Source organism: Streptomyces sp. NBC_01707 (assembly GCF_041438805.1).
Classification (GTDB): domain Bacteria; phylum Actinomycetota; class Actinomycetes; order Streptomycetales; family Streptomycetaceae; genus Streptomyces.
Window position 1 is genome coordinate 4,296,614 of sequence record NZ_CP109190.1, and the last position, 24,647, is coordinate 4,321,260.

Sequence of the window (24,647 nt, forward strand, 5' to 3'; positions counted from 1 at the left end):
GGGGCCGCGGGACGAGGGGGGCCTCGACGATGCTCGACACCGTGGACCGGAGAGTTCAGCCGTGCCCGGAGTGCGGAACAGAGATCCGGACGGACCCCAGGTTCGTCGTGTGGTGCGCCGCCTGCGACTGGAACATGGATCCGGGAGAGCCCGAGGAGACCCCTGGGCGGCTGGAGCGGCTGCAGCGCAGGCTGGCCCGGCAGCACGGGGAGAAGCTGCTCGCCGAGGTGACGGCCGGTGTGACGCTGCGGCCCCGGCGCGACGGCGCCAGTGTCCTCGCCTACACCATCGCTCTGGCCGTCCACGGCGTCACGGCTGCTCTGGTCGTCACCGGAATCCTGCTGGTGGTGCTCGGCTGGGGCAGCGCGCTGCCCCTGCTGGGCGCGGTTCTCCTGGGCATCGCCTGGCCCCTGCGACCCCGCTTCCAACAGCTTCCCGACGACGTGCCGGTGCTGTACCGGGCCGATGCGCCCGAGCTGTTCCGCCTGATCGCCGAGGTCGCCGAGGCCGTCGGCACGGCGGGGGTGCACGCGGTTGTCGTGACCGTCGACGTGAACGCGTCCGTCAGCACGTACGGACTGCGGCAGCGCCGGCGGCTGGAGATCGGACTCGGTCTCTGGGAGATCCTGACGCCGCAGCAGCGGATCGCACTGCTGGGGCACGAGCTCGGACATTACGCCAACGGGGACACCCGCCACGGGCTGATCATCGCGAACGCACTGCGCTCGCTGACCACGTGGAGGTATCTGCTGAACCGGATCCCGCAGCCCACCCTCGGCGAGGTGGCGCTCAACGCGTTGTATCTGCTGCCCCGTTGCGCGGTCCTGGGTGTACTCATGCTGCTCGACCACCTGACGTTTCGCGCCACGCAGCGCGGCGAGTACCTGGCGGACTCCTTCGCCGCCCGAGCCGGGTCCACCGAAGCGGCCGTGGGGCTCCTCGACCGCCTGCTGGTCGGCGACTCCGCCACGTCCGCGCTGCTGCGCGAAGCCAACACCAAGCAGGTGGCGCGGGCCGGGAACCCGGCGCGCGAGGAGGCCTGGCTCGGCCTCTGGAAGCGGCTGGCCGCCCACATGGACTCGCTCCCGCAGAGCGAGTACGAGCGTCAGCGGCGCTGCAGTGCGTTGCGGGGACACGGCGTCGACACGACCCACCCGCCCACCCATCTACGCCGCGCCTGCCTGCTCACCGGGGCTCCGACGGCCGCCGAGGTGGTGGCGGCTCCCGAGCGGCAGGCCGCTCTCGATGCCGAACTGGCCAAGGCCCGGGAGACATTGGCGCGCGAGATCCTCAACGGAAGCTAGCGCACCGGACGTCGGTCCGGACCGGTCGAACGTCTTCACGTACGCCCGGACAACCGCCGCGTCCGGGGATGATGGCGTCATGCACGACGCGGCCGGAGCGCCGGGGAAATGACCGGCGCGGGAGGCAGCCTGTCCCCTCACTCCGCGAGCATGGGATCCCATGCTCCTCGATGCGGGTCGCACCGCCCCGCCGGCGGCTAGGCCTTCGTGACCGCCGTCGCCCGCCACGGGGCCAGCCGCTGTACGTCGCGCGCCGTCTCCGTGACACCGCTCAGGAATCCCTGCGCGCGCGGCGACGCCGTGTCCCGCAGCCACTCCGGGGCGACGTCGCAGACCGCGACCTTGACCTCCGTGCCGACCAGTGCGAGCGGCAACGTGTGGACGACGGTGGACGGGAAGCTCAGGACCGTGCGGCCGATCGGGCCGCGGCGAGCGATGAGTTCCAGGGGGAGGTCCGGACGGACGATCTCCAGTCCGGTGGCGGCCTCCAGGGCGTGGAGTTTCTCGGCGGACTCCCGGCGGTGGGCGAAGTACCGGGTCGCGCCGTGGGTCCGGGCCAGGGCGGAGACCGCCTCCAGGTACTGCTCCTGGTCGATGACGCCCGTCTCGACCAGGGATGTGCCGACCAGGTCCGCGCCCCGGGTGAGCAGCGGCGGACCGAAGCGGGCACGGGTCCAGGCAAAGGTGTTGGGGGTGACCGTGATGCCGGCCGGAGCCTCGACCGGCATCGCTGTGAATACCTCGACCGTACGGGTCCTCGACGGGGTGAAACGGCGGCGGGCGGTGGCCGTGACCGGGGCCAGGACCAGATCGCGCGCGCCTGAGGTGCCGCGCCGGTGCCAGCGCACCAGCCTCTCGCCGCGTGCCAGTTGGGCGACGAACTCCATCGTGGCCGTGCCGTCGTCGACCACCGTGAGGCGGCGGGCACGGACCATCGTGAGGAGCAGCTGCACATAGCGGGAGAACGGGTCGCCGATCACGATCCGGTCCGCCCTGCGCAGCAGCCCCGTCAGTGCGCGCAGGGTCTTCAGCGGCGCACCCGCGCCGCCGCGCGCCTCCTGCCAGCGCACGGTGGCGCCTTCGTCGCGGGCCAGCTCCGCCATCCGGCGCAGCTGACCGCGCGACATCGGGTCGACCGGGGGGAGGACGACGACCGTCATGTCCGATCGGACCAGGTCGTCGCCTCCCTCTGTGTAGGCCCACTCCAGGACGTTCAGGAGCTGGACCGGGCTCTCGACGAAGGCGAGGTTCACCGGTCGGCCCGTCAGACCGCGGCCGGCTCGGCGACCGGGGCCGCCTCGGTGTTCTCGGCGACGACGCCCGCGACGCGGCGGAGCTTCTTCATCGGGCCGAGCTCGGACTCGTACACCTTCTTGACGCCGTCACCCAGGGAGGCCTCGATCGTGCGGATGTCGCGGACGAGGCGGGTGAGGCCCTGCGGCTCGACCGAGGCGGCCTGGTCGGAACCCCACATGGCGCGGTCGAGGGTGATGTGACGCTCGACGAACGCGGCGCCGAGGGCGACGGCGGCGAGGGTCGTCTGGAGGCCGGTCTCGTGGCCGCTGTAACCGATCGGGACGTTCGGGTACTCCTGCTGAAGGGTGTTGATGACGCGCAGGTTCAGCTCCTCCGCCTTCGCGGGGTACGTCGAAGTGGCGTGGCAGAGCAGGATGTTGTCGCTGCCGAGGACCTCGACCGCGTGGCGGATCTGGCGCGGGGTCGACATGCCGGTGGAGAGGATGATCGTGCGGCCGGTGGCGCGCAGCGAGCGGAGCAGCTCGTCGTCGGTCAGCGAGGCCGAGGCGACCTTGTGGGCGGGGATGTCGAACTTCTCGAGGAAGGCGACGGCCTCGGTGTCCCACGGGGAGGCGAACCAGTCGATGCCGCGCTTGGCGCAGTGGTCGGAGATGGCCTGGTACTCGGCCTCGCCGAACTCGACGCGGTGGCGGTAGTCGATGTACGTCATCCGGCCCCACGGGGTGTCGCGCTCGATGTCCCACTGGTCGCGCGGGGTGCAGATCTCCGGGGTGCGCTTCTGGAACTTGACGGCGTCGCAGCCGGCTTCGGCGGCCACGTCGATCAGCGCGAGGGCGTTGTCGAGGTCACCGTTGTGGTTGATGCCGATCTCGCCGGTGATGTAGACGGGCTGACCGGGGCCGGCGGTGCGGGTGCCGAGGGTGCGCAGGCGGGAGGTGCTCATGGGGGTGTTTCCTTACTTGGTGGTGTTGTTGGTGGGGGTGGACTGGTGGTTTGTGAGAGTGGGGCCGAGCAGCCAGGCCGCGATTTCGCGGATGGCACCGAAGCCGCCGGGGGTGGTCGTGACGGCGCGCGCGGCGGCGCGTACCGAGTCGTGGGCGCTGGCGACGGCGACGGGCCAGCCGGCGAGGGCGAAGCAGGGCAGGTCATTGACGTCGTTGCCGACGTAGAGCACCCGCTCGGGCGCGATGCCCTGCTCGTCGCACCACTGCTTGAGCGCGAGGTCCTTGCGGTCGATGCCGTGCAGGACGGGGATCCTGAGCTTGTTGGCCCGGGCGGCGACGACCGGGTTCTGCTCGGTGGACAGGATGAGAAGGTCCAGCCCGGACTTGCGCAGGGCCGCGATGCCCAGGCCGTCGCCGCGGTGGACGGCGACGATCTCGCGCCCGTCGGCGTCGATGAGGACGCGGTCGTCGGTCTGGGTGCCGTCGAAGTCGAGGACGACCGCGTCGATGTCGTCGCGGGTCGGCAGCGGCGACGGGTCGAGTAGCGGCGCGAGGGCGCGGGCACGGGCCAGGTCGTGCGGGTCGTCGATCTCCAGGACCCGCGCGGGGTCGGTGCGGACCAGCGCGGTGTCGCCGAAGAAGCGGTGGCGGTGGGTGCGGAAGCCGGCGACGTCCATCGCGTACGCCGCGCCGGTCTCCAGCAGGTCCTCGGGGCGGTCCTGCCGCATCTGCCGGACGCCCTTGTCGTGGTTGACGCCGTAGGCGTGGTCCTCGACGGCGGTGCCGTCGCGCCATATGAAGCCGTGGAAGGGAGCCACGGTGACGGCCGTGTCGGCACCTTCGCGGGCGACCGCCGCGGCCACGCCGTCGATGTCCTCGCGAGTGAGGAAGGGGCTGGTGCACTGGACCAGCAGCACCACGTCGACGGTGCGGCCGTGCGTCGCCTCGTACGCGTCGAGGGCGTGCAGCACCGCGTCCTCGCTGCTCGACCTGTCGCCCGCGATGGCCGCGGGACGCTGCACGCAGTGCAGCCGCTCGGAGGCCCCCAGCGCGTCACCCGCGGCCCGCGCGACGGCGGCGATGGAAGCGTCGTCGGTCGTCACCACGACGTCGGTGACCTCGCTCGAGCCGAGACAGGCCTGCACCGCGCGGGCGACCAGCGGTATGCCACCGACCTGGGCGATGTTCTTGGCCGGGACGCCCTTGGATCCGCCGCGGGCGGGGATCACGGCGAGCACGGTCGGGGTCGGGGTCATCTCTGCTCCTGAAGTGGTGTTCACAGTTCACCCATCCGCCGGATCACGGGGGCGACCCGCTGGACTCCCTGCCGGTACGCCCCCCGCGCGGCCTCCCGGACGGCGTCGCGGACCGCGCCCCGCACCCCGCCGGTCTCGCGCGGCGCCGCCGCGCCCGGCAGCGGGTGCCCGTCCGGGGCCAGGTGGTGGCGGGCGAGGATGCCGGGGAGGTAGCCGGGGGCGGTGGCGGGTGTGTAGTACGGAGTGAGGTCGGGAAGGCGGTGCTCGGCCAGCAGTGCGTCGACGCGGGCGCGGGCGGTGTCGTAGGCCGTGTCGTACGTGCCGTCGGCGGCGACGCCCTGACCGGCCAGCCACTTCTCGTCGGGCTCCGGGTGGGAGCCGCCGTCGAGCCGGTCCCACGAGGTGAGCAGACCCGAGCCGATGAAGTGGTGGTTGCCGAGGGTCTCGCGGACGCCGAGGTCGGTGAGGATCGCGGTCGGGATGCGCCGGTGCAGGGACTCCAGCGCGGCGGTCGAGGAGACCGTGACCAGCAGGTCGGTTCGGTCGAGGACCTCGCCCATGTGCCCGTACACCAGGCTGAAGTTGGGCGGCAGCCCGCCGGGAAGCTTCGCCGCGAGCCGCTGGTACGGAAGTTCTTCGATGTGCGTGGTGTGCTCACCCGGCTTGGAGCGCAGCTTCAGCAGCACCTCGCGGTCGGGGTGCAGCCTGGCGTGCTCGACGAGCCGGCGCAGCAGGTACGTCCGGTCGGCTCGGGAGGCCGGTACCGAGGGCTGCGCTGCGAACACGACCGTGTCACGGCCCTCCTGCCGCCGATGGGGCGCGCCGCCGAGGAACGGCAGTGCGGCCTCCGTGACGGCCGAGGCGTCGGCGCCCACTCCCTCGTACACCGCGCGGAAACGCTCCGCGTCGTGTCGGGAGTTGGCGAGGACGACGTCCGCCCCGTGTCGCAGCAGCAGCCCGTCGGCGAGCTTCTCGTAGACGACACCGACATAGCCGGTGACGACGACGGGTCTGGCGGCCGACCGCAGGGCGGCGAGACCGTGCAGCATCGCCTGGACGGCGCCGCCGACCAGGGCGAGGACCACCAGGTCGTACCCCTCGTTCCGCACGGTGTCCAGGAACTCGACGGCCGTCACCTCGCGCACCCGGCCGGTCTCGATCCCGACGTCGCCGACCTCGGCGAGCTGGCGCGGGGTCGGGGTCGCACGGCCGCGCAGCAGCAGTCCGGTGATCTCGACCGGCCGATCCGCTGCCCGGGGCGCGTCCGGGGCCCCGGTGGTCAGGCGGCGCGCGGTGAGCGCGCCCCATTTCCACCGGGTGTCCGAGTCGGCGAGTACGGCTACCCGGAGCGCCGTCGTCTTGCTGGTACGTGGGGGCACGTCCAAGAAGTTAGGAAGGCATTTCGATTGGCGGCCCAACGTGGCGGCAACAGATGGTTAACAGCCCGCCGACTGTTGGCGAATCGGCTCCACAAATGCCTCGTAATCCGCTCGGATTCGGACCGGTTCACCATTCCGACATTCGTCGTTCACCTGCCGTCCCTCCTGGGGCCAGGGCAAATGACGAGCGCCCCCCTAGCGTGTGAGGGGTGGTTAAGCTCTCCGTCATCGTGCCGTTCTACAACGTGCAGACATACGCCCCTGACACCCTGAGAAGCCTGCGGGCCAACGCCCGCGAGGACTTCGAATTCATCCTCGTCGACGACTGTTCGACCGACGGGACCGCGGACATACTCCGCCGCGCCGAGGACGAGATTCCGGGGGTGGTCGTACGCAGACACAAGCAGAACGGCGGACTGGCCACCGCCCGGAACACCGGTCTGGACGCGGCCCGCGGTGAGTACCTCGCCTTCCTCGACGGCGACGACTGGCTGGCCCCCGGCTTCTACGCCGACCTGCTCGCCCGTACCGAGGCGCTGGGCTGCGACTTCGTCCGTACCGACCATGTCCAGGCCGACGGCAGGACCCGCACGGTCCACCGTGTCCCGCACGGCCGCAGGGGCGAGGTCATGGACCCGCGGGACGCGATCCTGCCCGCCGGTCGCACCACCTCGGTCGACTATCCGTACGCCTGGGCGGGCCTCTACCACCGCCGGCTCCTTGACCGCGGGCTGCTGCACTTCACGGACGGTCTGCGCACCGCCGAGGACCGGCCGTGGATCTGGCGGCTGCACCGCGAGGCGGATTCCTTTGCGGTGCTGGGGCTTCTCGGCATTTTCTACCGGCGTGGCGTCGCCTCGTCACTGACCCAGATCGGCGACGTGCGCCAGCTCGATTTCATTCGCTCATTCGACCAAGTCGTACGGGAAACAGCGACGGACCGCGACGCGCAGGCACTCCTGCCGAAGGCGGTCCGTACCTATTGCGCGATCATTTCGCATCACATGAGTTCGATGGAAAGGTTCGAACCTTCTGTGGCCCGTGCCCTGAAATCGATGAGCGCCGGAGCGCTCAAGCGGATGCCGCAGGACGTGCTGGACGACGCCCTCGACTCGATGGACCTGCAGCGCGCGACCCTGCTGCGCCGGCTGCGCCGCCGGCCCGCCACCGCGAAGGAGGTGGCGGCCGCATGAGCAGCAGCCGGACCCGTACGACACAGATCTTCTTCGCCTCCACCCTCTACGGCGCGGCCACGCTCGCCGCCGCCCTGGACGCGGGAGTCTTCGCGGACGCCGACCGCCGCATCCTGCTCGTCTCCAACAACGCGGCGATCCCGGAGACGACGCCCGCCGTCGACGCGATGCCCGGGTTCGACGCGCTGCGCGGCCGGTTCGACGACATCGTGTCCTGGAACGCGACCATCGCCCCCCACCATCCGAGCGGCTGGGCCCCGCGCCCCGACGACGTACCGCTGTGGGAACGGCATCTGCGCCTCGCTTGGGGACTCGGCGACGACGACATCGAGCTCGCCATCGAGTCGATCCAGGTCAACCCGGCGATGGCGATCGCCGAGATCTTCACCGGCGTACCGATCGATGTGTACGCGGACGGGCTGATGAGCTACGGCCCGACCAGGAACAAGATCGACCCGCTGGTCGGTACCCGGGTGCGGCGGCTGCTCCACCTCGACCTCGTGCCGGGGCTGAAGCCGTTGCTGCTCACGGAGTTCGGCGTGACGTCGCAGATCGTGCCGACCGAGGCGTTCCTCAAGGTGCTCGGTGAACTGGGCGACGCCCACGATGTCGCGGCGAGCGTGCCGTCCGTGGACGCGCCCGCACTGCTGCTGGGCCAGTACCTCTCCGCGCTCGGCCTGATCAGCGCGGCGGAGGAGGAGGAACTGCACCTGCGGATGATGCGCGGCGCGGTCGGACTCGGCCACACCCGTCTGGTGTTCAAGCCGCATCCGACGGCCCCGGCCCGGTGGTCGCAGGCCATGGAGACGGAGGCGGCGAAACTCGGCGCGGAACTGACCGTGCTGGACTCGGGGGTACTGACCGCGCCGGTACTCGCCGAGGTGCTGTACCAGCGGATGCGGCCGGCGCTGGTCGTCGGCTGCTTCTCGACCGCGCTGCTCACGGCGTCCACGTTCTACGGACTGCCGGTGGCACGGGTCGGTACGGAGACGTTGCTGGAGCGGCTGTCCCCGTTCGAGAACAGCAACCGGGTCCCGGTCACGCTGGTGGACGCGGTGGTGCCGGACCTCGGCGGCCGGGGAACGGCCACGCAACCCGTTGCGGTGGCGCCGGCCGAGTTGAACGAACTGATCACCGCGGTCGGCTTCACGATGCAGCCGAAGATCTATCCGCAGCTGCGGTCGGCGGCTGAGCGGTATCTCTCCGCCCATCTCACAGCCACGACCTGGCGCTACTTCAAGCGCAAGCGGCTGACGTCGCTGGGACTGCCCGGCGGGGTTCCCTCGCAGTTCGCGTTCCTGCCGCGGAATGCCGCGGTGCGCAGGGTCGCGCGGCGGGCGAAGTCGTTGCGGAGGGTTGTGCGACGGTAGGTGGCCGCGCGGCCATCGGAGGCCCGGCCGGTCTGACCGGGGCCACTGCCGTCGATCGCCGGGCGGGCCTCGAGCCCGCCCGGCGGTCGACGGAATGACGAAGGGGGCGGGGTGCCCGGTCGGCACCCCGCCCCCTTCGTCGTGTCGTCAGACGCGCACGCCTCCCTGGATCACCCGGAGGTCCGCCGCGTTCGCCTCGGTGACCTTCCACAGTTCCTGCTGCCGCCCGTGCACATCGGCCACCGCCGCCGCGTGGTCGTCCAGCAGCCCGGCCGCCCGCTCCACGAGCCGTGCCCCGAGGTGCCGGTCATGGACGGAGATGCCCCACTCGGGCCGCTCGATGTCGGACAGGAAGTACGCCATCTTCGGGTGCGAGATCAGGCTGATGATCGGCGTACCGCAGCCGAACGGGATCATGCCCGCGTGCCCGCGCATCCCGATGACCAGCTTGGTCCGGGCGTACGTGGACCGGATCTCGTCGTTCTCGAAGTCGTACATCGGGATCACCGGCAGCGAGATGCCGTGCTCGCGACGCAGGTCGAACGCGATGCGCTCGTCGTCCAGCGAGTGGGCCACGCACTGCACCTCGGCACGCTTGCCGAGCTCCTTCACCGCGGTGGCCATCTCGGCGAGGAAGTGCGCGTAGTCGTGGCCGAAGCGGAGCCCCGAGCGGTCGTACGCGGCGTTGATCAGCACCGTGTTCTCGCGCTGTACGGGGTCGGTCCAGCCGTCCACCAGCTGCCGGGTCACCGTGGTCGGGCAGGGCTGGAAGCGGACCTTGTCGTGCAGCGACGTCGGCAGCAGCTCGCGGACCTTCTCGATCGAGCCGTGGTTGCGCAGCCCGAAGAACGAGGCGCGCTCCACCAGCTTCCGCAGCGAGGAGAGGAACCGGTCCCGGCCGTGACCGTACGCCTGGCCGTCGAAGGCGTTGAACCCGACCGCGTACACCATGACGGGTACGTCGATCCGCTCCAGCAGTTCGTCGGGGACGTTCCACTGCCAGCCGCTGTTGCCGTTCGGCGCGGTGTCCGGGATGAAGAGGCCACCGCCGCCGATGACCAGTCCGCGGCGGGCGTTGACCCGTTCCAGTGCGGCCTCGTCGAAGAGCCGGTGCGCGTGGACGGAGTGCCAGCGGGCCGGGCCGGTGTCGCGGCCGAAGGCCAGCCGGACGCTCTCCGGGAGCAGCTTGTCCCCGGCGTTGCCCTGTCGGTCCATGTAGAAGGCGACGTGCGCGAGCTGCTCGGCGGCCGGTCCCTCGGCGGGGACCTCGACGTCCTTGGTGCGCTTGTACATCAGTCGGCTCGCCCGGTGGGTCGGGTCGACGCCGAGCCCTTCGAGGGCGTACTGCTCGGCGGTGGCGTCGTCGCCGTGGATCCAGGCGATCTGGGCAAGGCGCGAGAAGGCGGTCGCGGCCCGGTTGGGGGCGGCGCTGGCCAGCAGGAGCTGGGCGCGGGCCTCCTCGTAGCGCGAGACGCTCATCAGCGCGTGGCCGAGCACCTCGTGCGGCCAGGCCTCGTCGACGGGGATCCGGACCCCGCCGAGCAGGTCGGCCGCCTCCTGGTACTCACCGGCGCCGATGTGCGCGGCGGCGACCCGGCGGGCATTCTCGGGGTCGGCGGTGCGCCGGACGTGCGCGGTGCCGTAGTGCACCAGCAGGTCGTGGTGCTTCGCACCGGGCAGCGCCAGGTACGCGGCGTGGAACTCGGCGTCGGACAGCTCGAACTCGCGCCAGCGGTCCTCGGCCTGCCCGTAGCCGGCCTCGCCGCCCTGCCAGGGCTTGTGCCGGCCGGTGAAGTGCAGGATCGCGGTGGTGTCGGGCACCGGGAGGTCGCCGGAGAGCCGCCGCTTGACGAAGTTGTAGCGGGCGTCGAGCTGCACGAAGTCACCGTCGAGCACGGCGTTCAGGATGCCCTGGTCGTGCTTGTCGAGTTCGTACGTGCCCTTGCGGCCGACCTCGTCGATCTTCGCGCAGAACTCGTCGCTCAGATACTCGCGCTGGATGACCAGCAGCCCGCTGTTGAGCTTGTGCTGCCCGTAGAAGAACTGCGGAACGGCGGCAAGCCCGTCGCGAAGCTTCAGAAGCTCGCCCAGATCGCCGAGGACCACCATGTCGGTGTCCAGGGTGATCACGGTGTCGTAGTCGCGCACCCGGAAGACATCGAGGATGAAGTACGCCTTGCGCACCAGGTAGTTGTCCTGGTCGCCCTTGGCGTACGTGTCGTAGTGCGCGGCGTCGACCCGGCGGAAGTCGATGCGCGGGTGCAGCGCCCGGATCTGTGCGACGGAGGCGGGGCGCAGCCCGTCGTGCAGGACGATGAAGTCCTCGCAGACCGCCGGGTTGGACAGGGCGAGGCTGCGCAGCAGGGCGAGGAAGCCGGGCAGATAGTTCTCGTCCACGAAGCTCGCGAAGGCGACGCGGCGCTTGCCGGTGAGTGTGTTCGCGGGGGCGGGGGCCTGGGGTACGGGCGCGGCGGTCGTGGTGTGCGTCGTCGTCATCGCAGTCGGATCCTCATATCGGTGACGCTCTGGGCGCGTTCCATGACCCACGCCTTTTCGCTGGTGTACTCGTGCACGGAGGTGATGGGCATCTTCATCGCTGCGGGCAGCCGGTAGGCGCCGCTCTCGTAGAAGTCGAAGCCGATCAGGTCGAGCTGCGTGCTGACGTCCAGGTAGTCCAGCAGCCACAGCATGTTGAAGCCGCTGGTGGGGATGGCGGGCCAGACATCCGCGCCGACCTTGCCGATGTCGCGCAGCGGCCAGCGCAGCGATTCGTCGCCGAGGTACTGCTGGGCGCCCGGCACCAGCCGGTTGCGCAGCGAGTACTTCCAGTCGCCGGAGGTGCCACCGAAGACCAGCCGGGTGTGGACCTTCTGGTCCCAGTTGAATCCGTGCTTGTGGATGGTGGCGTGGATGTCGGTGCGCTTGCCGGTCGCCGACGGGTCGATCTTGTACGAGTTGAAGCGGACGACCAGGTCGTACGCGTCGATCTCGGCGCCCATCGAGCCGGTGCCGACACGCTGCGAGTTGGCGATCAGGCAGATCGACTTGCCCGCGATGCGGTTACGGAACTCGCCGAGCGTGGTCCATTCGACGCCGCCGAAGGTGGGGTCGGCGATCGGGCCGCGCATCCGGGTCCGGCGCTGCTCGGCGTAGAGCGCGATGAGGTCCGTGAGGAGGGCGAGGTCGCCGGTACCCGTGTTCCCGCGGGTGCTGCCGCCGCTGCCCGCCGCGCCGCTGACCTCCAGCGCGAGGCCGAGGTACTGGGCCAGGGCCTCCTGGATCTCCGGCACCGGCGCGCCGGCCCGTTCCTGGGTCAGAAGTGCGCCGATCAGCCGGGGCCGTGCCTCGTTCCAGGCTCCTCGCCCGTGCAGTTCCAGGCCCTCGGCCCAGGAGTCGGTGACGGACCGGCCGACGAAGGCCGCGGCCTCGGGGCAGTCGCGCTCCAGCTTCCGCAGCAGCTCGCTCTGGCGCTCCGCGCCCACGCGCAGCCCGGCCGTCTTCGCCGCGACCCCGAAGCCGTCCTCGTCGGTGAGGTCGAGGTAGTGCTCGTACGCCTCGACTGCGGCGGTCTCCGCGCCCATCGCCTCCAGGGTCCGGGCCCGCAGCCGCCAGCCCGCCCGGGAGCGCTTGCGCTGCGTGAGCACGGTGTCCGTGATGAGGATCGCGAGCTTCAGCTCGTCCTCGTAACCGCAGTCCAGCGCCTTGTTGCCGACCGCGAGCAGCGGGTCGAGCAGCTTGTCGCCGAGCACCAGAGCAGAACCCCAACCGGCCTTGGCGGTGCGCCGCAGCAGCGGGATCGGGGAGCCCCCGGAGGACGTCTGCTCCATGCCGGCATGGGTGGCCAGCAGATTCCGCAGGGCCTCCGCGAGCGCCGTACGCCGCCGGTCGAGCCCGGCGACCAGCTTCCCGCTGTGCGCGGCGCAGGCGCGCAGGCAGGTCTCCAGTTCCGTCGGCTGGACGGTGGCGAGATGGGTCGTACCGCCCTCGGGCGGGAGCGAGTCCTCCGCGTCACGCTGCCGTGGCCAACGGGTGCGGGCTTTCGTCATGGCGCTCCAAGCGTCTGATGCCCGTGGGGGGAAGGGGGCATATGGAGGGGTACAAATGTTCGGCAACCGTTTGAGGTTCCGTAGCACGCTAAGAAACCTGAACGGCCGCAAGATGAACTCGCCCTGTCAGCACGGAAAACTGCTCCCCTCTCGTCCGTTTCGGGACTTCGGAGCGCCCGGAGGGCCGTCCCTACACCGCCGCGGGAAGCGAAGGCCGCGACCGTCACTCCGGATGTCCCGCGAGGACCGTCGAGCGGGCTCCTGCCGCACCGGCGCCGGTGCCGGCCCCGTCCTCACCGCAGCCCCTGGACGGCCCGGACCGCCGGCCGGCACTCACACCCCCGCTGCGCCCCCTGGACGGACTACGGCTGGTCGCCGGTGCGCCCCACTGCTGCGCCGATCGCTGGGCGGCGGGTCGGGCCGCCCGGCCCGACCCGCGATCAGCGCACCCCGTACCGTGCCTCGATCCCCGCGACGATCAGCCGCAGGCCGTCCTCGAACCGTTCCTCGTAGTGGGCGAAGATCTCGGCGCCGGCCGCGGCGGCGAGCGGGTACTGCGCCATCCGCTCGGCGCGCTCGCCGATGTCGTAGCCGTCCCGCCGTTCGTCCGGCATCGGGCGGACGCCCTGCTCCTCGCTGACGAAGCCCATCGTGTACGCGTACGCGGTGGTGCCCGCTCGGACGGCCTGCCAGAGTTCGAAGCCGGCGTCGACCATGGTCCGCAGATGGGCCTCCAGGCCGTCGGCATGTTCGGTGCCGGTGAACCTCGCACCGCCGTACACCTTCGCCCCGTCCCGGTATCGCAGCAGCGCGGCGCGCAGGGCGCCGTGGTACGCGACCAGCTGGTCCTGCCAGCGATCCGGGGCCGGGCCCGGCAGATCCTCGACGAGCATCCGGCGGTACATCACCGTGGCCATCTCGTCGAGCAGTGCCTGCTTGTCTTTGAAGTGCCAGTAGAGCGCGGGCGCCTTGACGTCCAGCTCCTTGGCGATGGCGCGCAGGGTGAGCCCGTCGAGGCCCACTTCGTTCAGTAGCCGCAGCGCGGTGTCGGCCACCCGCGCCCGGTCGATCTTCGTCGTACCCACCTTGACAATTTAACAGCGTTAAGCACACACTCCCCACCATGGAACTTAACAGCGTTAAGGAAACCGAGGTGCTGATCGTCGGCGCCGGCCCCTGCGGCCTCGCGCTCGCCTGCGACCTGGCCCGCCGCGGCGTGCGTGCCGTCCTCGTCGAGCAGGCGCCCGCGCTCTTCCCCGGCTCTCGTGGCAAGGGCATCCAGCCGCGCACACGTGAGGTCCTCGACGATCTCGGAGTCGGTGACGCGGTGCGCACGCACGGCGGCCCGGCACCGGTCGGCATGGTCTGGCAGGACGGGCGGCGCCAGGGTGAGCACGACATGTTCCGCCGGGCGGCGCCGACAGAGGCCGAGCCCTACGGGGAGCCGTGGATGATGCCGCAGTGGCGCACGCAGGAGATCCTGCTGGCACGTCTGCGCGAGCTGGGCGGCGAGGTCGCCTTCTCGACCGCGCTCACCGGACTCGACCAGGACACGGAAGGTGTCACGGCGCACCTGACCACCGGCCCGGTGCGCGCCTCCTACCTGGTCGCGGCGGACGGCGGCCGGAGTACGGTCCGGCGCGCGCTCGCCGTCGCCATGACCGGTGAGACCGTGGACCCGGCGCCGATGCTGGTCGCCGACGTCCGGGTCGCCGGGGACACTCTCGACCGGCTCAACTGGCACGTCGTGATGAGTGACGCGGGCTTCGTCACCCTCTGCCCGCTGCCCGGCACGGCGGACTTCCAGCTGGTGGCGCAGTTCAAGGAGGGCGAGCCGGACACCTCCGTCGAGGGTGTACGCGCTCTGGTCGCCGCCCGCACCCATCTCGACGCCCACGACATCACCGAGGTGCGCTGGTCCTCCGACTTCCGGCCGCGCGCCGCGCTGGCCGACCGGTTCCGGGAGGGCCGCGTCTTCCTGGCGGGCGACGCCGCCCATGTCCACTCCCCGGCGGGCGGACAGGGGCTCAACACCAGCGTCCAGGACGCGTACAACCTGGGCTGGAAACTCGGCCAGGTGTTGCGGCACGGCGCGCCGGTCGCGCTGCTCGACAGTTATGAAGCGGAGCGGCGGCCGGTGGCGGCCGACATGCTGGGGCTCTCCACCCGCATCCACCGCGGTGAACAGGAGCGCGGTGCGGCAGCCCAGCAGTTGGGGCTCGGCTACCGCGAGGGCCCGCTGTCGGCCGGCCGTGCGGGCGCGCTGGTGGCGGGCGACCGGGCCCCGGACGGACCGGCCGGGGACGGCCGACGGCTCTTCGACGTGTTCCGGGGACCGCACTTCACGCTGCTGATCGTCGGCGCGGACACGGAACCCCCAGCGTTCGACGGTTCGTCGAGCGCCGCGGTCCACGTCCACCGCACCGACGCCTACGAGGCGTACGGGAAGGGCCTGTTCCTCATCCGCCCCGACGGCTACATCGGCTGGGCGGGCGAGGACGTCTCGAGGCTCGGCTCATATCTGGCACCGCTCGGCCTCGGCCTCGAGCCCGTCTGAGTTCCCGCGTCCGAGGCCGTGGAGGTGCGGGCGCGGGACCCGCCGGGGGACGCGCGACGAGGAGTACATGCGCGCCCTCGAACTCCTGCGGCACATGATCCGCGACGTGGGCGACGACGCGCGGCACCGGTGAACCGGGCCGCCCGCCTCACACGCTGCTGAACGAGAGCTTCGCCGCGAAACCGAGGAACAGCACACCGGCAGCCGAAGTCGCGCCCGCCGACAGCCGCTTGCGGCGGCGGAACGCGGCGGACAGCCGGGTGCCGCCGAATATCAGCGTCGACAGGTAGAGGAAGCTGGCGATCTGCAGGAGTGTGCCCAGCAGCAGGAACGACAGCGCCGGATAGGCGTACCCGGGGTCGACGAACTGCACGAAGAAGGAGATCAGGAACAGGATCGCCTTCGGGTTGAAGAGGCTCACCACCAGCGCCCGTCGGTACGGCCGCTCCACCGCCCCGGCCGCCGCCTTCGCCCCGTCCGACCCGGCCGCTTCGTCGGTCAGCTCGGCGATCTGCCGGTGCCGCTCGCGCCACATGGACACCGCGGCCCGCAGCATGCCGATCGCCAGCCAGGTCAGATAGCCCGCGCCCGCGTACTTGACGATGGCGAAGAGCACCGGCGTGGTCTGCAGCAGGGAGGCGGCGCCGAGCGCGGACAGTGTCATCAGCACCGTGTCACCGGTCCACACACCGGCCGCCGCCACATACCCGGTCCGCACACCGCGGCGGGCGGCGACGGAGAGCACGTACAGCGAATTCGGCCCCGGCAGCAGAACGATCAGCACGAGGCCGACGAGGTAGGTCGGAAGATCAGTGACACCCAGCATGAGGACGAGTGTCGCACGCGGGTACGACACCCTCCTCGGGTGGTGTTCCTGCCCGGTGCCCGTCCGGACGGATCAGAACGCGTCCGTCGGCACGTACGTCCCCCACACCTCCCGCAGCGCGTTGCACACCTCACCGACCGTCGCCCGCGCCGCCAGTGCGTCCTTCATCGGGTAGAGGACGTTGTCCGTCCCCTCGGCCGCCTTCTTCAACCGGCCCAACGCCTCGTCGACCGCGCCCTGGTCGCGCTCGGCCCGCAGCTTCGCCAGCCGGGCCGCCTGCTGAGCCTCGATCGCCGGGTCGACGCGGAGCGGCTCGTACGGCTCCTCCTCGTCGAGCTGGAAGCGGTTGACGCCGACGACGACGCGCTCCCCGCTGTCCGTCTCCTGGGCGATCCGGTAGGCGCTGCGCTCGATCTCGCTCTTCTGGAAGCCGCGCTCGATCGCGTTGACCGCCCCGCCCATGTCCTCGACCTTGAGCATGAGGTCCCTGGCCTCGGCTTCGACGGCATCCGTCATCGATTCGACGACGTACGAACCGGCGAACGGGTCGACGGTGGCCGTGACGTCCGTCTCGTACGCCAGGACCTGCTGGGTACGCAGGGCCAGTCGCGCGGACTTGTCGGTCGGCAGCGCGATCGCCTCGTCGAACGAGTTGGTGTGCAGCGACTGCGTACCGCCGAGAACCGCGCCGAGCCCCTGGACGGCGACGCGCACCAGGTTGACCTCGGGCTGCTGGGCGGTCAGCTGGACGCCGGCGGTCTGGGTGTGGAAGCGCAGCATCAACGACTTGGGGTTCTTCGCACCGAACTCCTCCTTCATCACCCGGGCCCAGATCCGGCGGGCGGCGCGGAACTTGGCGACCTCTTCGAGGATCGTCGTACGGGCGACGAAGAAGAAGGAGAGGCGCGGGGCGAAGTCGTCGACGTCCATACCGGCCGCGACGGCGGTACGGACGTACTCGATGCCGTCCGCGAGAGTGAACGCGATCTCCTGCGCGGGCGAGGCACCGGCCTCCGCCATGTGGTAGCCGGAGATCGAGATGGTGTTCCACTTCGGGATCTCGGCCTTGCAGTACTTGAAGATGTCGGCGATCAGCCGCAGCGACGGCTTGGGCGGGAAGATGTACGTGCCGCGGGCGATGTACTCCTTCAGGACATCGTTCTGGACGGTGCCGGTCAGCCGGTCGGCCGGAACGCCCTGCTCCTCGCCGACCAGCTGGTACATGAGGAGGAGCAGCGCGGCGGGCGCGTTGATCGTCATCGATGTGGAGACCTTGTCGAGCGGGATCCCGCCGAACAGGACCCGCATGTCCTCGACCGAGTCGATCGCCACCCCGACCTTGCCGACCTCTCCCGACGCGATCGGCGCGTCGGAGTCATGGCCCATCTGGGTGGGCAGGTCGAAGGCGACGGACAGGCCCATCGTGCCGTTGGCGATCAGCTGCTTGTAGCGGGCGTTCGATTCGGAGGCCGTGCCGAACCCGGCGTACTGACGCATCGTCCACGGCCGGCCGGTGTACATCGACGGGTAGACACCGCGGGTGAAGGGGTAGGCGCCCGGCTCGCCCAGTTTGTCGTCGGCGTTCCACCCGTCGAGTGCGTCCGGCCCGTACACCGGCTCGATGGGCAGTCCCGACTCCGACTCGCGCGTCATCTGCTGTGCCTCCCGCTGGAGCTACTTACTGGTAACCAACGACCCTCGCGACGGACTGTAGCGGCGGGCGTGCGACCGATGGAGAGGCACGGGCTGGGACCTTGCTCACAAGGTGCGTCCTACGGGCCTTCCCCACCGCACTCACCATCATGCGCGGGCTTTGGCAACCGAGCAGAGCGGGAATCCGTCCCAACAGATACCGAAGGAAGCAGGGGGCCGAGGATGACACACAGAATCGGGCACGGTGCAGGAACGATCGGCCGGACAGCAAGGCACCCGGGCGGCGCAGCGGTGGCTGCCGTCGTCCTCCTCGCTCTGACCGCCACCACCGCGGGCTGCAAGGCGCAGCCCGCCAACGGGTCTCCGGCGGCCACGTCGTCACCGCCGAAGGCCTCCGCCCCGGCGACCGACGACGCCAAACCCGCCGCGGCCGCCTCGAAGCCGACGGCCTCACCGACACCGTCCGCCACGCCGAAGCCCGACCCGCAGGGGAAGACGCTGATGGCGACCGGCTCCCAGGGCAAGCAGGTACGGGAACTGCAGGCCCGGCTCCGGCAGATCGGTCATTTCGGCCGTACTCCCACCGGTTACTACGGCACCCTCACCGTCGCCGCCGTGCAGTCCTTCCAGGGCAAGCGCGGACTGTCCCGTACCGGCAGGACGGACACGCTCACCTGGCAGAAGCTGCTCGCCATGACCCGGAAGCCGACGGCCGCCGAGCTGAACCCGCCGACCTCCCGCCCCGTCGCCGCACCCGACGAGCGCTGCCTCACCGGCCGGGTGCTCTGCATCAGCAAGAACAGCCGGACCCTGTCCTGGATGATCGACGGCCGTGTCGTCTCGACGATGGACGTACGGTTCGGCTCGCAGTACACGCCGACCCGCGAGGGCACCTTCTCCATCTACTGGAAGTCCCGGCACCATGTGTCGACGATCTACCACACGGCCATGCCGTACGCGATGTTCTTCAGCGGCGGCCAAGCCGTGCACTACTCGGCGGACTTCGCGGCCCGAGGCTACAGCGGCGCCTCGCACGGGTGCGTGAACGTCCGGGACGAGGGGAAGATCGCCGCACTCTTCGACCAGGTCCGCACCGGCGACAAGGTCGTCATCTACTGGTGAGGGCGAAGTGGGGAAGGGGGCGCGGGCGGGACCGGGGGAACGTGTCCCGCCCGCGCCAGGTGCGCTGAGCCGAAGGTACGGGGGGAACCCCGGCTCTGTGCGCTGCCGATGACCAGTCGGCTCACTCTGTACTGCGCCGACGGCTCAGAAAATGTCACACCCGGTGGCAGCGGAGCGGCCGGCGCGGCTCAGCGAGTGGCCGCAGCGCCGCCCGGGACGGCCGGGAGCGCAGGGGCCGACGGCGGTGGAGTGGCGGGTTTGAACCAGAGCGACCGGACCGCGTCCGGACCGTCGTCTCCCGTGACCTCGCCGTATCCGCCGCCGTCGCCGCTGCCCTCCTGCGCGTAACCGCCGTCGCCGTCGGGCCGCTCCAGGACGCGCTTGCAGAACCGGTCCAGGTTGCCGGCGCCCCTGGCCATCACTACGAGGCGGCGCCTGCGGTCGGCGTCGAGGTCGCCGTCGCGGTAGTCGCGGCAGGCCCTGACGGTCCGGCCCAGCCATTTGCCGGACGTGCCGTCCCGGCCGCCGCCGGAGGTGCTGTCGCGGGCGGTCCCGCCAACGGAACGGGGAGCGGCGTCGACGTCGTCCCCGTGACCGTCGCCTTCCGTACCGCCTCGACCGTCCTGGTCGTTCGCACCGTCGTCGCCCCTGCGGGTTCCGTCGCCGGGGGTGGACGGCGCGGCGGGGTCGGGGGAGGTGTCCGGGCCCGGGGAAACCGCCGGCGGGACGGGCGTCCTGTCGGACGTGGGCCCGGATCCCAGCTCCCCCGGGGAGGCGGGCGCCGATACGGAGGAGGCGGGCAGCGGGTCGGCGTGCCCACCGAACGGCCCCGGAAGCACGCCCGTACCCGCGGCGACGGCGACCCCACCGAGCGCGAAGCCCGCGAGGGAAGCGGCGAGACCGAAGCGGAGGGGCCGTCTCCAGCGCCGGGGACGCATGTCGCCGCCGGAGCGGGCGGAGAAGCACGAGGAGGACCGGGCGGAGGAGGCGGGGCCGATGCGGATCGCTCCGAGCGTCTCGGGCACTCCCGGTTGCGCACCTGGTCCTGGCTGCCCCGTCTGCTCCGGCTCGCTGCTCCGTGCGGCGTGCCCCGCCGCCTGCGCCGACTGCGTCTCGGACCGTGCCCACGTACGGGCGGCACGCGGGACTGCACGGAAGGCGGCCAGCGCGGCGGCCTCACCCGGCAGTTCGCCGTCGGCCGGCCGGGCTCCGCGGGCGGCGGCCAGCGCGGCCATGAGCCGTGCGGCCTCGGTACGCGCGTGGCCGTCGACGGGATCGACCGGTTCACCGCGGAGCAATCTCTCCGCGGCGTCCTTGTCAAGCCATTCGTGCTGTTCGTCGGCCATCACATGTTCCTCTGCGTCCACGGACGCGAATGCGTCACACCGGCGGACGCCGTCAGTCCGGTGCGCGAGACACGCTGCGCGGGTACGGCATCGAGCTCCGCCGCCTGACCTGCCGCGCTCCCGTGCGGGTGGGAAACACCGCGCCCGTCGCCGTTCGTGCCGGTCTCGCCGCTGTCGGCATGGAGTAGTTCCGCCAGCCGTTTCAGCCCGCGGTGCGCAGCCGTACGAACCGCCCCCGGTCGCTTGCCGAGCGTCTGCGCCGCACTCTTCGCGTCCAGGCCGACCACCACACGCAGCACCACGGCCTCGGCCTGATCCTGCGGCAGCTGGGCGATGAGGGACATGGTACGGCCGGTGGCCAGGGCCTCCATCGCCTCGTCGGCGGTGTCGGATTCGGCCGGCTTCTCGGACAGCTCCGTCTCGTCGCCACCGACCGCGGGGCGTCTGCCGCGCATCCTCAGATGATCGAGGGCGCGGTTACGGGCTATACGCGCCGCCCACCCCCGGAACCGGTCGGCGTCGCCGCTGAACCGGTCGAGGTCCCGCGCGATCTGCAGCCAGGACTCGGACGCCACGTCCTCGGCGTCCGGCTCCCCCACCAACGTCCGTATGTAACCCAGCAGCCGCGGCTGCACTGCGCGGTACACAGTACGGAAAGCGTCTTCGTCCCCGTCCTGTGCCGCGAGCACCGCGGCGGTCAGCTCCGCGTCGTCCCCCAGCACTCCCTCAACCTGCCCTGCTGTCCTGAATCGCAGCTGGTCACCACTGCCGCGCCACCCTGCGCGACTCAGCACGCTACGTCCTTCGCGGGGGCCACGTCCATGACTTGTACAACCCGCAACATTTCACGGGCACCGTGCGGTGTGACAGAAAACGCAGTCGCGGCGCTGAGATGAGTACGGGGTCGTCCTGCGGCCCCGCGGAAGACGACCGGGGCCTCTCCTGTGGGGGGTGGCGGCCCCGGTCGTCCTCGTCAACTTCTTGAGTGTGTGCGGCACTCCGTCGATCGAGCGGGATCGATCAGGCAGGCCCGCGCCCGCGCGCCCGCCGCGACGTCGCCGCACGGAGCACCCGCTGTCCCTCGGTCGAGACGTCCAATGCCTGGCGCAGGCCGGCCCCCGCAGGGGAAGCCCCCGCCGACTCGGCCAGCATCTCCAGGATCCGGATCTGCCGGCCCACCTCCCCGGCGACCAGCGGCCCGGCCCCCGCCGGACCGTCCTCGCGGCAGCGCCGCAGCAGATCGTCCCCGGCAGCGGGCGCCGCGTCCTGCCCGAGGTGGACCTGCAGGGCCAGCAGCGAGCAGGCATCCGCCCAGGCCCGCAGCCCCGGATCCGTCCGCTCCGCAGGCGCATCGCCGAGCAGCTTCCGTATCGCCGGCACCGTCCCGTCCGCCCCGGACGGCAGGTCGTTCAGCACCGCGCGGGCTTCGGCCAGACGATCCGGCCATTCGTCACGGTCGGCGCAGCCCGCCCAGAGCGGACGCAGGGGGTCGGGGTCGGCGCCCTCCGCGGGCTGCGGCAGGCATCGGTCGAGGCAGGCGATTCCGCTCGCGGCCAGTGCCCGCTCGTCCGCGGCGGCGATCAGTTCCAGCAGGCTCATCGGCTTCTCCCCCGTCGGCCTGTCCCCGTACGGGTGCACGGGGACGCGGCACTTCCCGCTGCCGCATACCGCTTACAGCGTCGAATGGCTCAAAATCGTCACTGCTGGAGTCTGAAATAGCACCCCCTAAGGGGGGTTCGTCCCCCACTGAGCCTCAACCGGTTCGTCCTCAGCTGAGCGGATACACACCCAGCGCCGCCCGCTCCCCCTGCATCCGGGTCAGTTTGCGCACGAAGAGGATCGCGAACACCGCCGCCACGATGCCAAGCGCATCGGCGGCCAGCATCCGGCCGGCCGCGTCCATGACCTCCTGTGCCTCCTCCGCCTTCATGTACTGCTGGGAGGCGTACCGGGAGAAGACCGACGAGCAGACCCAGGCCCCCCACCACAGATTGAGCGGAGTCGTGGAAACCGTGCGCCAGCTGCCGTCGGTATGGGTCTGGGCGCTCGCGGCCCAGATGCCGCTCGCGATCCGCTGCGGCATGACCAGGTTGGCGAACGGGACGAACCACGCGCCGACCGCCCATCCGGGCTTCATCGGCTGCATGCTCGCGTCGAACACCTCGGCGTTCAGCCGCACCCGCCGGAACCAGAGGATGAAGACGACGCCGGTGGCCAGCATCACCAGGAGCTGGAGGACTCCTGAGGCCATGTACAGGTTGTCGGCACGATCCGCCTCGGCGTCGTCGAACGTCGCGAAGCCGTTGTCCAGCGCGTCGCCGAGCAGGCTGCGGACGTTCAGCCCCGCGAGCACGGCGAGCAGGTCGGACACGGCAGCGACCACGAGCAGGATGACGACGGCCTTCGCGAGCCCGTCGGGTGAGCGCAGCAGCCGCTGCGGCGACGCGAAGGACGGGGCCGCAGGCATCGGCGCCGACGCCCCGGCAGGCCCGGCGCACAGGATGCAGAACCCCTCCGCGGTGACCGGCGGTCTGATACGGCAGGTTGAGCACAGCATGAAGGGGACCCCCCAGGGTTCTGAATTCTTTCGCAAGAACGCGCGTCTCCACCCCCGGAGCGCACGGCAAGCGGAATGTAGCCCTGGCCCACCGTGATGTCCATCGACATCCGGTACGGCCCGCTCAGCCCGTCTTGTCGATCGCCCCGGCGAGCGCCTGGAACTGACCCCAGCTCAGCGCCGGCTTCCTCGGATCCCAGAGCTTCTGGGCCGTGGCCCGCAGCGGCATCCGGATCCCCGCCGCCACCTGCGCCGGGGTCTGCGCCTGCGGCAGGTCGCCCCACACCGCGAACCGGCCGCCCAGGATCTGACCCGAGTAGCGGGCCGGGACCGGCTGGGTGCCGCGCAGGACGAGCGGCGTCCACTGCTCGTAGATCCGCTTCCCCGTCGGGTAGACGAACGCGTTGGGCTGGCCGAGCACGTAGTAGAGGAACTCGTCGTTGAGGTTCACCACCTTGCGGCCCTCACTCAGGTACTCCTCCGGCGGCCGGGCGCCGTACTCCTTTCCCGTCCAGTACTCGACCTCGATGTCCTTGTCGGCCCGGACGATTCCGTCGCGGAAGAAGCCGTCGTTCCAGGCCTTCGGCTGCAGGCCGTGCGGGCGCACCACCGCCGCCCGGTCGTTGAGCCATCCGGTGGCGAGGTCCTTGATGCCGGCCGCCGAGCCGTACTTCAGCTGGGCGGCGCGCTGCAGCTGCGGGTACGAGGCGGCGGGGTTCTGGACCGTCAGCGCCCGGTATTCGTCGCCGCCGAGATGCCAGTACCTACCGCCGAAGAGCTCCGCGAACTCGCCGATCAGCTGGTCGATGAGTTTCGCCGCATCGGGACGGGAGATGTCGATCGACCCGGTCGAGCGCACGCCCGCGGTGTTGCGCAGCTGGAGTTCGGGGTGGGCGCGCAGGACGGCGCCGAGATGGCCCGGGGAGTCGATCTCGGGGACCACGTCGATGTGCAGCCGGCCCGCGAGGGCGAGGATCTGGCGGACCTCCGCCTTGGTGAGATGTTCGGGCGACACGATCTCGGGGTGGGTGTCGGACTGGATCCGGAATGCCTGGTCGTCGGAGAAGTGCAGGCCCAGCTGGTTGAGCTTGAGGTCGGCCATCTCGCGCAGCCGGTCCTCGATCCAGCCCACGCTGTAGTACTTGCGCGCGATGTCGAGGTTGAGCCCGCGCTGCGGCCGGTCGGGGCGGTCGCGCACCTCCCCCTCGGGCATGGTGCCGTCGGCGCGCAGCGACTGTTTGAGGGTGCGGGTTCCGTAGAAGACACCCGCCTGGTCGGGGCCGGTGATGGTGACCCTCCCGTCGTGGGTCCTCAGGGTGTACGACTCGGGCGCACCCTTGCCGGGGGTTCCGAGGGCCAGCTCGACATCGCCCGAACGGGCGGGCACGGCACCCCGGTAACTGATCTTCAGCTCCTTGGCGAGCAGCTGCCCCTCGTCCGCGAGCGCCCCGCTGCCGTCGCCGATCACGACGGAGCTGTCCGGCCCCGGCTGCCAGCCGGGGCCCCGGGCGGGGATGTGTTCGCGTACGGCGGGGATGGTGCGGGGTGCGGTGGAGAGCGGGTAGCTGCGGGTCGGCGACGGGGAGGTGTGCGACGGCGTGCTGGCCACGGCCGTCCCTCCCCGGCGTCCGGTGTCGGATGCGTCCGGCCAGACGACGACGATCGTCACCGCGGCTGCCACGGTGAGGGCGGCGCCGGCCACGAGCGCACCGCGTGAGGGCGACATCGGTCAGAAACCTCCGGTATAGGGGGGCAATCGGGTAAAAGCGTGGAGATAGCCGGGCATTCTCCTCGGGGATTCGTCCATCGAGCGTTCCGAAACTCTCACTTCCGGGTG

Annotated in this window: 19 protein-coding genes; 5 read left to right on the forward strand and 14 right to left on the reverse strand. The window is 71.1% G+C overall.

Annotated elements, in window-relative coordinates; all coding sequences use genetic code 11:
* Positions 1 to 29: 29 nt before the first annotated feature.
* On the forward strand, positions 30 to 1,304 hold the full coding sequence (locus OG963_RS19225) for a M48 family metallopeptidase (protein WP_256328065.1): 1,275 nt from the start codon (positions 30 to 32) through the stop codon (positions 1,302 to 1,304).
* 197 nt (positions 1,305 to 1,501) lie between these two features.
* On the opposite strand, the gene OG963_RS19230 is transcribed toward OG963_RS19225, so the two are convergent.
* Genes OG963_RS19230 through OG963_RS19245 form a run of 4 tightly spaced genes read right to left on the reverse strand, consistent with a single transcriptional unit; the run spans position 1,502 to position 6,140 of the window.
* Positions 1,502 to 2,557: a hypothetical protein gene (locus OG963_RS19230; RefSeq protein WP_030914583.1), complete on the reverse strand. Its 1,056-nt coding sequence runs from the start codon at positions 2,555 to 2,557 to the stop codon at positions 1,502 to 1,504.
* Between the two features lie 11 nt (positions 2,558 to 2,568).
* Positions 2,569 to 3,504, reverse strand: a complete 936-nt coding sequence (locus OG963_RS19235) for an N-acetylneuraminate synthase family protein (protein WP_030914580.1) — start codon at positions 3,502 to 3,504, stop codon at positions 2,569 to 2,571.
* 12 nt (positions 3,505 to 3,516) lie between these two features.
* Positions 3,517 to 4,761 (reverse strand): acylneuraminate cytidylyltransferase, encoded by a 1,245-nt coding sequence (locus OG963_RS19240; RefSeq protein ID WP_093773100.1) that lies wholly within the window; start codon positions 4,759 to 4,761, stop codon positions 3,517 to 3,519.
* 20 nt (positions 4,762 to 4,781) lie between these two features.
* Complete coding sequence (locus tag OG963_RS19245) at positions 4,782 to 6,140, reverse strand: DUF6716 putative glycosyltransferase (RefSeq protein WP_234321980.1); 1,359 nt, start codon at positions 6,138 to 6,140, stop codon at positions 4,782 to 4,784.
* A 209-nt stretch (positions 6,141 to 6,349) separates the two neighbouring features.
* Here OG963_RS19245 and OG963_RS19250 point away from each other — a divergent pair, with 209 nt between their 5' ends.
* Together OG963_RS19250 and OG963_RS19255 are read left to right on the forward strand one after the other, a co-directional pair.
* Positions 6,350 to 7,333 (forward strand): glycosyltransferase family 2 protein, encoded by a 984-nt coding sequence (locus OG963_RS19250; RefSeq protein WP_093773102.1) that lies wholly within the window; start codon positions 6,350 to 6,352, stop codon positions 7,331 to 7,333.
* Positions 7,330 to 8,703 carry a polysialyltransferase family glycosyltransferase gene (locus OG963_RS19255; protein WP_093773104.1) on the forward strand — a complete coding sequence of 458 codons (1,374 nt, stop codon included), beginning with the start codon at positions 7,330 to 7,332 and terminating at the stop codon, positions 8,701 to 8,703. Before OG963_RS19250 ends, OG963_RS19255 begins: the two co-directional genes overlap by 4 nt.
* A gap of 147 nt (positions 8,704 to 8,850) precedes the next feature.
* Here OG963_RS19255 and OG963_RS19260 read toward each other — a convergent pair whose 3' ends face one another.
* The 3 genes from OG963_RS19260 to OG963_RS19270 form a co-directional block, all read right to left on the reverse strand.
* Entirely contained in the window at positions 8,851 to 11,199 is a 2,349-nt protein-coding gene (locus OG963_RS19260; protein ID WP_093773106.1) for a glycosyltransferase, read from the reverse strand.
* A complete protein-coding gene (locus OG963_RS19265) occupies positions 11,196 to 12,749 on the reverse strand; it encodes a hypothetical protein (RefSeq protein WP_371799275.1) in 1,554 nt (517 codons plus the stop codon). The genes OG963_RS19260 and OG963_RS19265 overlap by 4 nt, the downstream gene beginning before the upstream one ends.
* Positions 12,750 to 13,189: 440 nt before the next feature.
* The gene (locus tag OG963_RS19270) at positions 13,190 to 13,834 is read right to left on the reverse strand and encodes a TetR/AcrR family transcriptional regulator C-terminal domain-containing protein (RefSeq protein ID WP_030914557.1); all 645 of its coding nucleotides are present in this window, start codon (positions 13,832 to 13,834) and stop codon (positions 13,190 to 13,192) included.
* 38 nt (positions 13,835 to 13,872) lie between these two features.
* On the opposite strand from OG963_RS19270, the gene OG963_RS19275 reads away from it, so the two are divergent.
* On the forward strand, positions 13,873 to 15,306 hold the full coding sequence (locus OG963_RS19275; RefSeq protein ID WP_093930818.1) for an FAD-dependent monooxygenase: 1,434 nt from the start codon (positions 13,873 to 13,875) through the stop codon (positions 15,304 to 15,306).
* 148 nt (positions 15,307 to 15,454) lie between these two features.
* Here the strand turns inward: OG963_RS19275 and leuE are convergent, their stop codons facing one another.
* Entirely contained in the window at positions 15,455 to 16,132 is a 678-nt protein-coding gene (gene leuE, locus OG963_RS19280; protein ID WP_093773421.1) for a leucine efflux protein LeuE, read from the reverse strand.
* Positions 16,133 to 16,204: 72 nt separating this feature from the next.
* Positions 16,205 to 17,785 carry a methylmalonyl-CoA mutase gene (locus OG963_RS19285; RefSeq protein ID WP_093773110.1) on the reverse strand — a complete coding sequence of 527 codons (1,581 nt, stop codon included), beginning with the start codon at positions 17,783 to 17,785 and terminating at the stop codon, positions 16,205 to 16,207.
* 222 nt (positions 17,786 to 18,007) lie between these two features.
* Between OG963_RS19285 and OG963_RS19290 the strand changes: the two genes are divergently transcribed.
* The gene (locus OG963_RS19290) at positions 18,008 to 18,907 is read left to right on the forward strand and encodes a L,D-transpeptidase family protein (protein ID WP_093773112.1); all 900 of its coding nucleotides are present in this window, start codon (positions 18,008 to 18,010) and stop codon (positions 18,905 to 18,907) included.
* A 188-nt stretch (positions 18,908 to 19,095) separates the two neighbouring features.
* On the opposite strand, the gene OG963_RS19295 is transcribed toward OG963_RS19290, so the two are convergent.
* The 5 genes from OG963_RS19295 to OG963_RS19315 all read right to left on the reverse strand — a co-directional run bounded on the left by OG963_RS19295 (position 19,096) and on the right by OG963_RS19315 (position 24,536).
* On the reverse strand, positions 19,096 to 20,253 hold the full coding sequence (locus tag OG963_RS19295; protein WP_093773114.1) for a hypothetical protein: 1,158 nt from the start codon (positions 20,251 to 20,253) through the stop codon (positions 19,096 to 19,098).
* Entirely contained in the window at positions 20,253 to 20,975 is a 723-nt protein-coding gene (locus OG963_RS19300; protein WP_030914539.1) for an RNA polymerase sigma factor, read from the reverse strand. The genes OG963_RS19295 and OG963_RS19300 overlap by 1 nt, the downstream gene beginning before the upstream one ends.
* Before the next feature lie 298 nt (positions 20,976 to 21,273).
* Positions 21,274 to 21,852, reverse strand: a complete 579-nt coding sequence (locus OG963_RS19305) for a hypothetical protein (protein WP_093773116.1) — start codon at positions 21,850 to 21,852, stop codon at positions 21,274 to 21,276.
* Positions 21,853 to 22,021: 169 nt separating this feature from the next.
* On the reverse strand, positions 22,022 to 22,720 hold the full coding sequence (locus OG963_RS19310) for a DUF4328 domain-containing protein (RefSeq protein WP_256328066.1): 699 nt from the start codon (positions 22,718 to 22,720) through the stop codon (positions 22,022 to 22,024).
* 214 nt (positions 22,721 to 22,934) lie between these two features.
* The gene (locus tag OG963_RS19315) at positions 22,935 to 24,536 is read right to left on the reverse strand and encodes a glycoside hydrolase family 20 protein (protein WP_093773120.1); all 1,602 of its coding nucleotides are present in this window, start codon (positions 24,534 to 24,536) and stop codon (positions 22,935 to 22,937) included.
* Between the last annotated feature and the right edge of the window lie 111 nt (positions 24,537 to 24,647).